The 13,190-nt window shown below is 43.1% G+C and carries 16 protein-coding genes; 14 read left to right on the forward strand and 2 right to left on the reverse strand.

All coding sequences use genetic code 11. The features are described from left to right. Positions 1-34: 34 nt before the first annotated feature. From F9B91_RS03940 to F9B91_RS03990, 11 genes are all read left to right on the forward strand, one after another. On the forward strand, positions 35-436 hold the full coding sequence (locus F9B91_RS03940) for a Spx/MgsR family RNA polymerase-binding regulatory protein (protein WP_000631254.1): 402 nt from the start codon (positions 35-37) through the stop codon (positions 434-436). Then, the gene (locus F9B91_RS03945) at positions 436-714 is read left to right on the forward strand and encodes a UPF0223 family protein (RefSeq protein ID WP_001041974.1); all 279 of its coding nucleotides are present in this window, start codon (positions 436-438) and stop codon (positions 712-714) included. Before F9B91_RS03940 ends, F9B91_RS03945 begins: the two co-directional genes overlap by 1 nt. Then, positions 704-1,477 (forward strand): inositol monophosphatase family protein, encoded by a 774-nt coding sequence (locus F9B91_RS03950; RefSeq protein ID WP_150922559.1) that lies wholly within the window; start codon positions 704-706, stop codon positions 1,475-1,477. The genes F9B91_RS03945 and F9B91_RS03950 overlap by 11 nt, the downstream gene beginning before the upstream one ends. Further along, entirely contained in the window at positions 1,478-2,782 is a 1,305-nt protein-coding gene (locus F9B91_RS03955; RefSeq protein ID WP_150922560.1) for an RsmF rRNA methyltransferase first C-terminal domain-containing protein, read from the forward strand. It abuts the gene before it with no gap. 221 nt (positions 2,783-3,003) lie between these two features. Next, positions 3,004-3,882 (forward strand): phosphate ABC transporter substrate-binding protein PstS family protein, encoded by an 879-nt coding sequence (locus F9B91_RS03960; RefSeq protein ID WP_020903179.1) that lies wholly within the window; start codon positions 3,004-3,006, stop codon positions 3,880-3,882. After that, positions 3,882-4,799 (forward strand): phosphate ABC transporter permease subunit PstC, encoded by a 918-nt coding sequence (pstC, locus tag F9B91_RS03965; protein WP_001070903.1) that lies wholly within the window; start codon positions 3,882-3,884, stop codon positions 4,797-4,799. The genes F9B91_RS03960 and pstC overlap by 1 nt, the downstream gene beginning before the upstream one ends. Then, on the forward strand, positions 4,789-5,673 hold the full coding sequence (gene pstA, locus F9B91_RS03970; protein ID WP_000543046.1) for a phosphate ABC transporter permease PstA: 885 nt from the start codon (positions 4,789-4,791) through the stop codon (positions 5,671-5,673). The genes pstC and pstA overlap by 11 nt, the downstream gene beginning before the upstream one ends. Before the next feature lie 10 nt (positions 5,674-5,683). Next, the gene (pstB, locus tag F9B91_RS03975; RefSeq protein WP_000049848.1) at positions 5,684-6,487 is read left to right on the forward strand and encodes a phosphate ABC transporter ATP-binding protein PstB; all 804 of its coding nucleotides are present in this window, start codon (positions 5,684-5,686) and stop codon (positions 6,485-6,487) included. 12 nt (positions 6,488-6,499) lie between these two features. Beyond that, complete coding sequence (pstB, locus tag F9B91_RS03980) at positions 6,500-7,258, forward strand: phosphate ABC transporter ATP-binding protein PstB (protein ID WP_150922561.1); 759 nt, start codon at positions 6,500-6,502, stop codon at positions 7,256-7,258. An 11-nt stretch (positions 7,259-7,269) separates the two neighbouring features. Then, positions 7,270-7,923, forward strand: a complete 654-nt coding sequence (gene phoU, locus F9B91_RS03985) for a phosphate signaling complex protein PhoU (RefSeq protein WP_000946458.1) — start codon at positions 7,270-7,272, stop codon at positions 7,921-7,923. A 158-nt stretch (positions 7,924-8,081) separates the two neighbouring features. Next, positions 8,082-8,897 carry an ABC transporter substrate-binding protein gene (locus tag F9B91_RS03990; RefSeq protein ID WP_150922562.1) on the forward strand — a complete coding sequence of 272 codons (816 nt, stop codon included), beginning with the start codon at positions 8,082-8,084 and terminating at the stop codon, positions 8,895-8,897. 20 nt (positions 8,898-8,917) lie between these two features. On the opposite strand, the gene F9B91_RS03995 is transcribed toward F9B91_RS03990, so the two are convergent. Both F9B91_RS03995 and F9B91_RS11430 read right to left on the reverse strand, forming a co-directional pair. After that, positions 8,918-10,189 carry a PLP-dependent aminotransferase family protein gene (locus F9B91_RS03995; protein ID WP_070478399.1) on the reverse strand — a complete coding sequence of 424 codons (1,272 nt, stop codon included), beginning with the start codon at positions 10,187-10,189 and terminating at the stop codon, positions 8,918-8,920. Continuing rightward, positions 10,186-10,503 carry a hypothetical protein gene (locus F9B91_RS11430; RefSeq protein ID WP_225306547.1) on the reverse strand — a complete coding sequence of 106 codons (318 nt, stop codon included), beginning with the start codon at positions 10,501-10,503 and terminating at the stop codon, positions 10,186-10,188. The genes F9B91_RS03995 and F9B91_RS11430 overlap by 4 nt, the downstream gene beginning before the upstream one ends. Before the next feature lie 24 nt (positions 10,504-10,527). Here F9B91_RS11430 and budA point away from each other — a divergent pair, with 24 nt between their 5' ends. The 3 genes from budA (at position 10,528) to murB (ending at position 13,038) form a co-directional block, all read left to right on the forward strand. Beyond that, positions 10,528-11,259 (forward strand): acetolactate decarboxylase, encoded by a 732-nt coding sequence (budA, locus tag F9B91_RS04000; RefSeq protein ID WP_020903182.1) that lies wholly within the window; start codon positions 10,528-10,530, stop codon positions 11,257-11,259. Between the two features lie 9 nt (positions 11,260-11,268). Beyond that, positions 11,269-12,021, forward strand: coding sequence for a YhfC family intramembrane metalloprotease (locus F9B91_RS04005; RefSeq protein WP_150922563.1), 753 nt, complete (start codon positions 11,269-11,271; stop codon positions 12,019-12,021). Between the two features lie 111 nt (positions 12,022-12,132). Further along, the gene (murB, locus tag F9B91_RS04010) at positions 12,133-13,038 is read left to right on the forward strand and encodes a UDP-N-acetylmuramate dehydrogenase (protein WP_150922564.1); all 906 of its coding nucleotides are present in this window, start codon (positions 12,133-12,135) and stop codon (positions 13,036-13,038) included. Positions 13,039-13,190 lie beyond the last annotated feature (152 nt).

Here is a 13,190-nt window from a genome sequence, read left to right on the forward strand (position 1 = left end):
AGAAGTAGCAAAGTATAGATAAGAAGAGAAAAGCATGATTACACTATTTCTATCACCGAGCTGTACTTCATGTCGTAAGGCGAAGGCCTGGTTAGAAAAACATAAGGTGCCCTTTGAGGAGCACAATATTATGACCAGTCCTTTAACGAGAAAAGAATTGCAACACATTCTTTCCTTGACCGAAAATGGTACTGATGACATCATTTCAACTCGTTCAAAAATTTTTCAAAAATTAGATATTGATGTAGAAAGTATTTCGGTATCGGAATTGCTTCATTTGATTGAGCAGTATCCTAGTCTTTTGCGTCGTCCAATTATTATCGATGCCAAACGTATGCAGATCGGTTTTAATGAAGATGAGATTCGTGCTTTTCTCCCTCGTAGTTACCGTAAGCAAGAACTAAAAGAAGCAAGAATGAGAGCTGGTATTAGTTAATGAACAAACAGTATAGTTACCCACTAGATTTGTCGTGGAGCACTGAAGAACTTGCTTCAGTGCTTTCTTTTTTTAATGATGTTGAAGCTGCCTATGAAGGCAAGGTAGAGGCCAAAAAGTTACTGGACTCCTATAAGGGATTCAAGGCGGTTGTGCCAAGCAAGAGCGAAGAGAAACGTTTGGGACGAGAATTTGAAACAGTGAGTGGCTATTCGCTTTACCGAGCAGTTCAGGCGGCTAAGGAAAAAGGGGAAGGAAAGATTTCTCTTGGAAAGTAAATTCGAATTTGCCAAAGAGCTTATTAAGAGAGCGGGCCAGTACATTCTTGACCATATGCAGGAAGACTTGTGTGTTGAAACCAAGTCCTCTCCAACAGATTTGGTGACCAGACTGGACAAGGAAGTTCAGGAGCTATTGGTTAGTGAGATTTTGTCCCGTTATCCTGAGGATAAGATTTGTGCTGAAGAAGGTTGTCTGCGAGCCTCGGTTCAAGAGGGCAGGGTTTGGGTTATTGATCCGATTGATGGGACCAATAATTTTGTAGCCCAGCAGGAAGATTTTGCTGTCATGATGGCTTATTTTGAGAATGGTCAAGGGCAATTTGGTTTGATTTATGATGTGGTCAAAGGGGATTGTTATCACGGTGGTGGAGCCTTTCCAGTTTGTCTAAATGATAAGCCCCTAGCTCCCTTTAAAGCAAAACCACTTGGAGATTTTCTCATTGCAGGGAATAGTGGTATGTTGGAAACCAACGAATGGGGGCTGGCTGATTTGGGTCGAGCGGTCCTCGGTGTACGTGTCTATGGGAGTGCGGCCATTAGTTTTGCCAAGATTTTGTCAGGGCGTTTGTTGACCTATGTTACTTATCTGCAACCATGGGATTATGCCGCAGCTAGTATTTTAGGGGAAAGTCTGGGCTATCTGGTGGTGACCCTTTCTGGTGAAGCTCCTGATTTTCAAACCAGACAACCGGTCATGATGCTACCTCTTGAGATGCAGGAGGAAATTCAGTCCTATATTTACGAAAGGAAAAGAACTTAAATGCAATTTCCAGAAGGATTTGTTGAAAAATATGAAGAGATACTAGGAGATGAGGCAAGAGATTTTCTTGCCTCTTTTGAGGAGGAAGCGGTTTCTGCCTTTCGGGTCAATCCTTTAAAAGAAGCGCCAGTTTCCTTTCCTGATGCCATTCCTCAAACTCCTTGGGGTCACTATGGTAAGGTTTCAGGGAAATCGCCTGAGCATGCTACAGGTTTGGTTTATTCGCAAGAGCCCGCTGCTCAAATGGTGGCTCAGGTAGCCCAGCCCAGTCATGGGATGAAGGTTCTGGATTTGGCCGCTGCACCGGGTGGAAAATCAACTCAGCTGGCAGCCTATCTAGCAGGTGAAGGTATCCTGGTTTCCAATGAAATTTCAAGCAAACGGGCTAAGATTTTAGTTGAAAACATGGAGCGCTTTGGAGCGACAAATGTTGTGGTGACCAATGAATCTGCTGACCGCTTGGCCAAGGTTTTTAAAGGCTATTTTGACCTCATTGTCCTTGATGCTCCTTGCTCTGGTGAAGGGATGTTTCGTAAGCAACCAGATGCTATGGATTATTGGAGCTTAGATTATCCGAGTCAATGTGCTAGCTTGCAAAGAGAAATTCTGGAAGATGCAGTAAACATGCTAGCTGAAGGTGGTCGCTTAGTTTATTCAACCTGTACCTGGGCCCCCGAGGAAAACGAAGAGATTGTCAATTGGCTACTGGAGGAGTATGATTTTGATTTGTTGCCAGTAGAGTACATCAATGGAATGGTATCTGGTATTGACCTGCCAGAAACGGCTCGGATGTACCCACATCAGTTTAAGGGAGAAGGTCAGTTTGTCGCCCATTTACAATTTAAAGGAGAAAATACAGCTCCTAAATTTAAGGCAAGTAAGAGCAATCTCAGCCGTGAACAAGTTGTCTTGTGGCAGGAATTTGCCCAAAAACATTTGCAGGTCAATCTAAGGGGAATCTTGCAGACTTTTGGTGACCAACTTTATCTCTTGCCAGAACTCTTGCCAGATTTAGGGAAACTCAAGATTGCTCGCAATGGACTGCATTTGGGTACTTTTAAGAAGAAACGTTTTGAGCCTAGTTTTGCTCTTGGTCTAGCCTTGAAACCGAGTCAGGTCAAGCAGTCGGTTGAAATTGATCAAGAGGAATTTGTAAAGTATGTGGCTGGAGAAACCGTTCAGCTGGCGGAAAGTCTGCCAAATGGTTGGTACCAAGTTTTGGTTCAAGGAAATGGTTTGGGCTTTGGAAAGGTGACTGGAAATGTTTTGAAAAACTATTTTCCAAAAGGTCTCAGATTCAAGTGAAAATGCTAGTCAAAGTAGCTTGTCTATGTTATAGTGGAAGTATGGATTTTTTTTCAAATTGTCTTTCATTTTAAGTCAAAATTGGTGGAGACGGCAACTGAGCAAATTTCTAGTAAAATTAAGCTATCAACTTCAGTTTGCTCCCAATTTTCAAAAGAAAAACATAAATAAATAGTTGAAAAAATTCACAGCATTCACCATTATTTTCAAGGAGAAAAACAGTGAAAAAAAGGAAAAAACTCGCTCTATCCCTTGCGGCTCTTTTGCTAGCAGGTTCTTTGGCGGGATGTGCTAGCTGGATTGATCGTGGGGAATCCATGACAGCTGTTGGCTCAACGGCTCTTCAGCCTTTGGTCGAAGCAGCAGCAGATGAATTTGGCTCTATGCACGTTGGAAAAACAGTCAACGTCCAAGGTGGAGGATCTGGTACAGGTTTGTCTCAGGTTCAGTCTGGAGCCGTTGATGTAGGAAATTCAGACGTATTTGCCGAGGAAAAAGACGGTATCAACGCATCCGCTCTAGTGGACCATAAGGTTGCTGTAGCGGGCTTGGCAGTCATTGTAAACAAGGAAGTTGATGTTGAAAATCTGACAACTGAACAACTCCGTAGCATCTTCACAGGTCAAGTGACCAACTGGAAAGAAGTCGGTGGGAAAGACCTAGCCATTTCCATTATCAATCGTGCGGCAAGTTCGGGTTCACGTGCAACCTTTGATAGTGTTATCATGGATGGTCAATCTGCCGTGCAGAGTCAAGAACAGGATTCAAATGGGATGGTTAAAAACATTGTTTCCCAGACACCAGGAGCCATTTCTTATCTAGCCTTTGCCTATGTGGATGACTCGGTGAAACGCATGAAATTGAATGGCTATGAGCCAATTGCAGAAAATGTTACAAGCAATAACTGGCCTTTGTGGTCTTATGAACACATGTACACCCTAGGTCAGCCAAACGAATTGGTGGCAGAATTCCTCAACTTTGTCCTCTCTGATGAAGCGCAAAGCGGAATCGTTAAGGGGATGGGCTATATTTCTGTTAAGGAAATGAAGGTTGAAAAAGATGCTGTAGGAACGGTGACAGCACTAGAAGGGAGTCACTAATGAATCAAGAAGAATTAGCTAAAAAATTACTTTCTCCCTCAAAGAACTCTCGTCTAGAGAAATTAGGAAAAGGCTTGACCTTTGCCTGCCTGTCTTTGATTGTCATCATTGTGGCCATGATTTTGATTTTCGTAGCCCAAAAAGGTTTGTCGACCTTCTTTGTCAATGGGGTCAACATCTTTGATTTCCTCTTTGGCCAAACTTGGAATCCTTCAGGTAAACAATTTGGTGCCCTTCCCATGATTTTGGGTTCCTTTATTGTCACAATCCTATCAGCCCTTATCGCAACTCCTTTTGCCATTGGTGCGGCAGTCTTTATGACCGAGGTCTCACCAAAAGGTGCTAGAATCTTGCAACCAGCTATTGAATTGCTTGTCGGTATCCCTTCAGTCGTGTATGGATTTATCGGTTTGCAGGTCGTAGTTCCCTTTGTCCGCAGTGTCTTTGGTGGAACTGGTTTTGGGATTTTGTCAGGGATTTTCGTTCTCTTTGTCATGATTTTACCGACAGTAACCTTTATGACAACGGACAGTTTGCGTGCGGTGCCTCGTCACTACCGCGAAGCTAGTTTGGCTATGGGGGCCACTCGTTGGCAAACCATCTGGCGCGTGACCTTGAAGGCAGCGCGTTCAGGGATTTTTACAGCAGTGGTCTTTGGGATGGCGCGTGCCTTTGGTGAGGCCTTGGCCATTCAGATGGTGGTCGGAAACTCAGCCGTCGTCCCAACTTCATTGACAACACCTGCTGCGACCTTGACCTCTGTCTTGACCATGGGTATCGGAAATACCGTTATGGGAACAGTTGACAATAACGTTCTCTGGTCACTGGCCTTAGTCTTGCTCTTGATGAGTTTGGCCTTTAACAGTGTGATTAAATTGATTACGAAAGAAAGAGGAAAGAAAAACTATGCACGCTAAGAAATTAGATAAAATTGCAACAGCTGTCCTCTACTCGATTGCAGGAATTATCGTTGCCATCTTGGCATCCTTGATTCTCTATATCTTGGTTCGTGGTTTGCCCCACATCTCTTGGTCTTTCTTGACTGGCAAATCATCTTCTTACCAAGCAGGAGGAGGGATTGGAATTCAGCTCTATAATTCCTTCTTCCTTCTGGTCATTACCTTGATTATCTCTGTTCCCTTGTCTATGGGGGCTGGGATTTTCCTAGCTGAATATGCTAAAAAAGGTCCTGTAACCAATTTTGTCAGAACCTGTATTGAAATCTTGTCTTCACTGCCATCAGTGGTTGTAGGTCTCTTTGGTTACTTGATCTTTGTAGTTCAGTTTGAGTATGGATTTTCAATCATTTCAGGTGCCTTGGCCTTGACAGTTTTTAACTTGCCTCAGATGACTCGTAATGTTGAGGACAGTTTGAAACACGTTCACCACACGCAACGTGAGGCTGGTTTAGCCCTTGGGATTTCTCGTTGGGAGACTGTGGTCCATGTGGTCATTCCAGAAGCCCTTCCAGGTATTGTGACTGGGGTCGTCTTAGCTTCTGGTCGTATTTTTGGTGAGGCTGCGGCTCTTATCTATACTGCAGGACAATCCGCTCCAGCTCTGGACTGGTCTAACTGGAATATTCTCAGTGTGACTAGCCCAATCTCTATCTTCCGTCAAGCAGAAACCTTGGCTGTCCACATCTGGAAAGTCAATAGTGAAGGAACTATTCCAGATGGAACCATCGTATCAGCAGGTTCTGCTGCCGTGCTCCTCATCTTTATCCTCATCTTTAACTTTGGAGCCCGTAAACTCGGAAGCTACCTACATAAGAAATTAACCGCTGCCTAAAGGAGAAGCCATGTCAAAATATAATTGGGATGAAAAGCATATCATCACCTTTCCTGAAGAGAAAGTGGCCCTCTCTACTAAGGATTTACATGTTTACTACGGTAAAAATGAATCTATTAAGGGCATCGATATGCAATTTGAAAAAAATAAAATTACAGCCTTAATTGGCCCTTCTGGTTCAGGGAAATCAACCTACCTCCGCAGTCTCAATCGCATGAATGATACCATTGATATTGCCAAGGTAACAGGTCAAATTCTCTATCAAGGGATTGATGTCAACCGTCCAGAAATCAACGTTTATGAAATGCGTAAACACATCGGGATGGTCTTCCAGCGCCCAAATCCATTTGCCAAATCTATCTACCGCAATATCACTTTTGCCCATGAACGTGCAGGGGTTAAGGACAAGCAAGTCTTGGATGAAATTGTGGAAACTTCTCTTCGTCAGGCTGCCCTTTGGGATCAGGTCAAAGACGATTTGCACAAGTCGGCCTTGACCCTATCAGGTGGTCAGCAGCAACGTCTCTGTATCGCTCGTGCTATCTCTGTTAAACCAGATATCCTCTTGATGGATGAACCGGCGTCAGCCTTGGATCCGATTGCGACTGCTCAACTTGAAGAAACCATGTTGGAGTTGAAGAAGGATTTTACCATTATCATCGTGACCCACAGTATGCAACAGGCTGCGCGTGCTAGTGACTACACAGGATTCTTCTACTTGGGTGATTTGATCGAGTACGATAAGACGTCTAATATTTTCCAAAATGCTAAGTTGCAGTCAACCAATGACTACGTAACAGGACACTTTGGATAGAAAGGAAACAGTATGACAGAAGCGATTTTACAGGTGTCAGACCTGTCCGTTTACTACAATCAAAAGAAGGCCTTGAATAGTGTTTCCCTATCTTTCCAACCCAAGGAAATTACAGCCTTGATCGGTCCATCTGGATCAGGGAAATCAACCCTCCTAAAGGCTATCAACCGCATGGGGGATCTTAATCCAGAGGTAACCACAACTGGTTTAGTGGTTTATAACGGCCACAACATTTACAGCCCGCGTACGGATACAGTTGAATTGCGGAAGGAAATCGGTATGGTTTTCCAACAACCAAACCCCTTCCCTATGTCTATCTACGAAAATGTTGTTTACGGGCTTCGTATCAATGGAGTTAAGGACAAGCAGGTTCTGGATGAAGCAGTAGAAAAAGCCTTGCAACGAGCTTCCATCTGGGATGAGGTCAAGGATCGCCTGCATGATTCAGCTATCGGACTTTCAGGTGGACAACAGCAACGTGTCTGTGTTGCCCGTGTCTTGGCAACCAGTCCTAAAATCATTCTCTTGGATGAACCGACTTCAGCCTTGGACCCTATCTCGGCCGGTAAGATCGAGGAAACCTTGTATGGTCTAAAAGATAAATACACCATGCTCTTGGTAACGCGTTCCATGCAACAAGCCTCTCGTATCTCTGACAAGACAGGATTTTTCCTAGATGGAGATTTGATTGAGTTTAACGATACCAAGAAGATGTTCCTCAACCCACAACACAAGGAAACAGAAGATTACATTTCAGGAAAATTTGGATAAGGAGATAAATGATGTTACGTTCTCAATTTGAGGAAGATTTAGAGAAATTGCACAACCAGTTCTATGCTATGGGACAAGAAGTGCTATCTCAAATCAATCGTACAGTGCGTGCCTTTGTTACGCATGACCGTGATTTGGCCAAGGAAGTCATCGAAGACGATGCAGAAGTAAACGAATACGAAGTGAAATTGGAAAAGAAATCATTTGAAATGATTGCCCTTCAACAACCCGTTTCTCAGGACTTGCGTACTGTTTTGACAGTCTTGAAGGCTGTATCTGACTTGGAACGTATGGGTGACCATGCCGTTTCCATTGCCAAGGCGGCAATTCGTATGAAGGGGGAGCAACGCATCCCAGCTGTTGAAGAAGAAATAAAGAGAATGGGTCGCGATGTCAAGAACTTCGTCGAAGCAGCCCTTGAACTCTATCTCAATGGTTCAGTAGACCAGGCCTATGAAGTAGCAGCCATGGACGAAAAAATCAACCATTACTTTGATAGCATTCGTGACTTGGCTACAGAAGAAATCAAGAAAAATCCTGATGCCATTGTTACAGGTCGTGATTATTTCCAAGTGATTGCCTTCTTGGAACGCATTGGAGACTATGCCAAAAATATCTGTGAATGGGTTGTTTACTTTGAAACAGGTAAGATTGTCGAACTATAAAATAGATTCATTCTGTATAAAAAGGAGCTTGAAATCAATTGATAGCTCCTTTTATTGAATGAAAAAAATATTTTTAAGATAAAAATTCAAAAAAACACTTGACAAGCAACTTGGATAGCGTTATAATTATACAAAATTAACAGAGAGGTTGTTTATTTATGAAATCAAAAAAATGGATATTTGTTTTATGTAGTTTTCTTGCAAGTTTCTTCTTAGTAGCTTGCCAGTCGGGTTCTAATGGTTCTCAGTCAGCTGTTGAGGCCATTAAGCAAAAGGGGAAATTAGTTGTGGCGACTAGTCCTGACTATGCACCTTTTGAATTCCAATCCTTAGTTGACGGAAAAAACCAGGTAGTCGGTGCGGATATTGATATGGCCCAAGCTATCGCTGATGAACTTGGGGTGAAGTTGGAAATTTCAAGCATGAGTTTTGACAATGTCTTGACCAGTCTTCAAACTGGGAAGGCTGACCTAGCGGTTGCGGGAATTAGCGCTACTGACGAGAGAAAAGAAGTCTTTGATTTTTCAATCCCTTACTATGAAAACAAGATTAGTTTCTTGGTTCGTAAGTCTGATGTAGAAAAATACAAGGATTTAACTAGCCTTGAAAGTGCTAATATTGCAGCCCAAAAAGGGACTGTTCCAGAATCAATGGTCAAGGAACAATTGCCAAAAGCGCAGTTAACTTCCCTAACCAATATGGGTGAAGCTGTTAATGAATTACAGGCTGGAAAAGTAGATGCTGTTCACATGGATGAGCCTGTTGCTCTTAGCTATGCTGCTAAAAATGCCGACTTAGCTGTCGCAACTGTCAGCTTGAAGATGAAGGACGGCGAAGCCAATGCCGTTGCCCTTAGAAAAAATAGTGCTGATTTGAAAGAAGTGGTGGACAAGGTTATCCAAAAACTCAAGGATGACGGCACCTACCAAAAATATCTTGAAAAAGCGGCAACCTTAACAGAAGTTGAACAATAAGAAAAAAGCAGAGTTGGAAGTCATTCCAATTCTGCTTTTAAATAGTTTAAAACCTTTTCCAGATTGTCTAAGGACACCTTGGCAAATTGATAAGGGCAGGCATCCAAGTAAGCCTCTTCAAAGAAATCCAAGCCCAGTTGGCTGTGTTTGAGACTAGCGATTTTAGAATACTGTCTCAGGTCTAGTAATAAACCATCGTGTAGGGGAAAATGAGGAAGGGGACAAGGAGTGTTAGCTAGTCTTTCCTCGATTTGTTTTTGGTAAGCTTCCTGATTGGATAAGCGAGCTAGCCGATTTTTCTCAAATAATTGACTGTCAATATAGAGTGACAGGGCCTTTTGCATAATGAGGTTGCTATCGTAGTCTAGGATATTTTTGTAGACCACAAATGCTTCCTTGATAGTATTTGGAAGGATGAGTGCTGTTATCCGCAGGGCTGGAAAGAGGCTGGTTGAGAAGGACTTGATATAAATGACGCGCTCCTCTGTATCTAGATAGTGGAAGGTCTGGCCTTTTTTAGAGTCCAAATCCCCCAGATAGTCGTCCTCTACGATATAGACTCCATACTTGGCAGCTAAGTCAAGAATAGCCCGTTTGTCCTGCTCTGAATAGGAATGCCCCAGAGGATAGTGAAAACGAGGAATGGTATAGAAAAATTTAATTTTTCCTGTTTTGAAGTGGCCTTCCAGCTCCTCCAAGTCAATCCCATCAATGCCTCGTTCAATCGTTTGATAGTCCAGACCTTGAGCAATCAAGAGGCGATTCATCCGATGGTAGGTCGGCTGTTCCACCAAGATTTCCTTGGCTTGGCTAGGAAAGGAAATTTGAGAAAGGATAAACAAGGCTTGCTGGGTTCCAGAAGTCAATATCAACTGGTCTGCCTTGCAGTAGAGAGCTTGGTCAAAGAGGAGTTTATGAATGGATTGTCTTAAGTCTTCTAATCCTTCTTGGTTGTCATAGTAGTTGAAGAGGTAGTTTTCCCGACCAATCAAGGTTTCATTGATACAGAGTCGGAAATCGTCATAGGCACTGGCATGTTCGTCAGTGACTTCGATTTCTAGATCCTGGTGTTGCCCTTGTTCTAGGACATAGTAACCACTCTGGGGCTTGGCATAGAGGTATTGTTCGTGCCGTAATTCCAGCAGGGCTCGTTGAATGGTATCCTTGCTACAGTGGAAGTCAAGGCTCAGTTGACGGATAGAAGGCAGGCGGCTTCCCGTCGAAAATCGTCCAGACTCGATACCATTTTTTAGAAAGGAAACGACCTCTTGGTACTTGCTTTGTTTCTTCATTCCAAACCTCCCTTGATTTTGTTACATTGTACCTTTTTTTTTCCTTCTTGGCAATGTCTAGGGTGTTTCTCTCGTTCACATCTAGGGGCAAATGTGGTATACTTAGGAGTAACATTTATAGAATAATACTCTTCGAAAATCTCTTCAAACCACGTCAGCTTCGCCTTGTCGTAGATATGGGTACTGACTTCGTCAGTTCTATCCACAACCTCAAAACAGTGTTTTGAGCTGACTTCGTCAGTCTTATCTACAACCTCAAAGCAGTGCTTTGAGCAACCTGCGGCTCGCTTCCTAGTTTGCTCTTTGATTTTCATTGAGTATAACAGATAAGAAAGAGAATGGATAAGAACGTGCAGGAACCAGTGAAATTATTTCAATACAATACCCTTGGAGCCTTGATGGCTGGCCTTTATGGTGGTACCATGACAGTGGGAGAATTGCTAGAGCATGGTGATCTTGGTTTGGGAACCTTGGATTCCATTGATGGGGAATTGATTGTCTTGGATGGCAAGGCTTATCAAGCCAAAGGCTCAGGAGATCAGCCAGAAATTGTGGAAGTATCACCAGATGCCCTTATTCCTTATGCAGCAGTAGTACCGCATCAGGCAGAGGTCATTTTCCGCCAACGCTTTGAGATGACGGACAAGGAATTGGAAGAACGAATTGAGTCTTATTATGACGGGGAAAATCTTTTCCGCTCTATCAAGATTCGGGGGGAATTTTCGCATATGCATGTGCGCATGATTCCTAAGTCGACACCAGATACCAAGTTTGCTGATGTCGCAACCCATCAACCTGAATATAGTCGTGAAAATGTGGCGGGAACCATCGTTGGTTTCTGGACTCCAGAGATTTTCCATGGGGTCAGTGTGGCAGGCTACCATCTGCACTTCATTTCAGATGATTTGACCTTCGGTGGTCATGTCATGGACTTTGTCATCAAGGAAGGGATTATCGAAGTGGGAGCTGTTGACCAGTTGGATCAACGTTTTCCAGTCCAAGACCGTCAATACTTGTTTGCTAAGTTCAATGTTGACGAGATGAAAAAAGATATTGAAAAGGCGGAATAGGAGAAGAAAATGACCATTCATATTATCATTACCATGGTGCTGTTGCTGGTTATCTTGCTAGGAAGCATTTGGTATGCCAAAAAGAAATATCAGATCAATCTAGCTGTCTTGGGATTGGGTGCTGTTGCTTTCTTTGTCTCTTCACAGATTTTAGAAAAACTGGTGCATATCTTGGTTTTACATCCTCAAAAAGACGGTAGTATTGCCCTCTTGCAAGACCATCCGCTTGTCTATATCATCTATGGCCTAGCCATGGCAGCATTTTTTGAGGAAACTGCTCGTCTTATTTTCTTCAAATGGTTGGAGAAAAAGAGAAGTTTGGAAAAGGCAGATGCCTTGGCTTATGGATTGGGGCATGGTGGCTTGGAGTTGATTTTCCTAGGTCTTACTAGTTTGATTAATCTCTACATCGTTCTCTCAGCAGTTCAAACTCAGAATCCACAGGTCATGCAATTGCTGTCTGAAAATATGTTGAAAACTATTCAGTCGCTATCAGTCTGGCAGATTTATTTGCTTGGTTTTGAGCGAATCTTGGCCCTAGGTTTCCAATTACTCTTGACTGTTTGGGTTTACCAAGCTGTTCGCCAGAAGAAATGGATTTATCTCCTAGCGGCCTATGGACTACATGCCTTCTTTGACCTGGCACCATCTCTTGCCCAAGTTGGCTGGTTGACCAATCCAGTCTTGGTTGAAGTGGTCCTAGCACTTGAACTTGTTCTGCTTGCCTATGGAACAAAGGCAGTCTTTTGCAAAAAATCATAAGAAAAAGGGGGAAACCTCTTTTTTGTTTAAAATAAGCCCAAGATTTTTTAGGGTCGTCAAATGGTCTTAAAAATGGTATAATGGAATGAATTTTGTAAAAGGAAGAGTGTCATGTCAGTAAAAGAAAAAATGATTGAAATCTTAGAAGGGATTGATATCCGTTTCAAGGAACCCTTGCATGCTTATAGTTATACAAAAGTAGGTGGAGAGGCCGATTATTTGGTCTTTCCACGAAATCGTTTTGAGTTGGCTCGCGTTGTCAAATTTGCCAATCAAGAAAGTATTCCTTGGATGGTTCTTGGAAATGCCAGCAACATCATCGTTCGTGATGGTGGAATTCGTGGATTTGTCATCTTGTGTGACAAGCTCAATAATGTTTCCGTTGATGGCTATACCATTGAAGCTGAAGCTGGTGCTAACTTGATTGAAACAACTCGCATTGCGCTTCGTCATAGTTTGACTGGTTTTGAGTTTGCTTGTGGCATTCCAGGAAGCGTTGGCGGTGCTGTCTTTATGAATGCCGGTGCCTATGGTGGCGAGATTGCCCACATCTTGCAGTCTTGTAAGGTCTTGACCAAGGATGGAGAAATCGAGACCCTGTCTGTCAAGGACTTGGCTTTTGGTTACCGTCACTCAGCCATTCAAGAGTCTGGTGCAGTTGTCTTGTCAGCTAAATTTGCCCTAGCTCCAGGAAACCATCAGGTCATCAAGCAAGAAATGGATCGCTTGACGCATCTACGTGAACTCAAGCAACCTTTAGAATATCCATCTTGTGGTTCGGTCTTTAAGCGTCCAGTAGGTCATTTTGCAGGTCAATTAATTTCAGAAGCTGGCTTGAAAGGCTATCGTATCGGTGGCGTGGAAGTGTCAGAAAAACACGCAGGTTTTATGATTAATGTTGCTGACGGAACGGCCCAAGACTACGAGGACTTGATTGAGTCTGTGATTGAAAGAGTCAAGGAACACTCAGGTATTACACTTGAGAGAGAAGTCCGCATTTTAGGTGAAAGCAAGTAGGAAGCTTTAGCTAAAAAGCTGCTGCTATGTCATGGAAAGGGGGTGAAAGCCTATCGTCAGTGCAGAAGAATGTAGGCAGTTCAATCTCCTACACGAGGTAGTAGCGGCCTGACAGAGACCTGATCTGTTAATCTATGAAAAAGAAGGAATAA

Origin of the sequence: Streptococcus mitis, assembly GCF_008763935.1 — a bacterium.
Taxonomy (GTDB): domain Bacteria; phylum Bacillota; class Bacilli; order Lactobacillales; family Streptococcaceae; genus Streptococcus; species Streptococcus mitis_DB.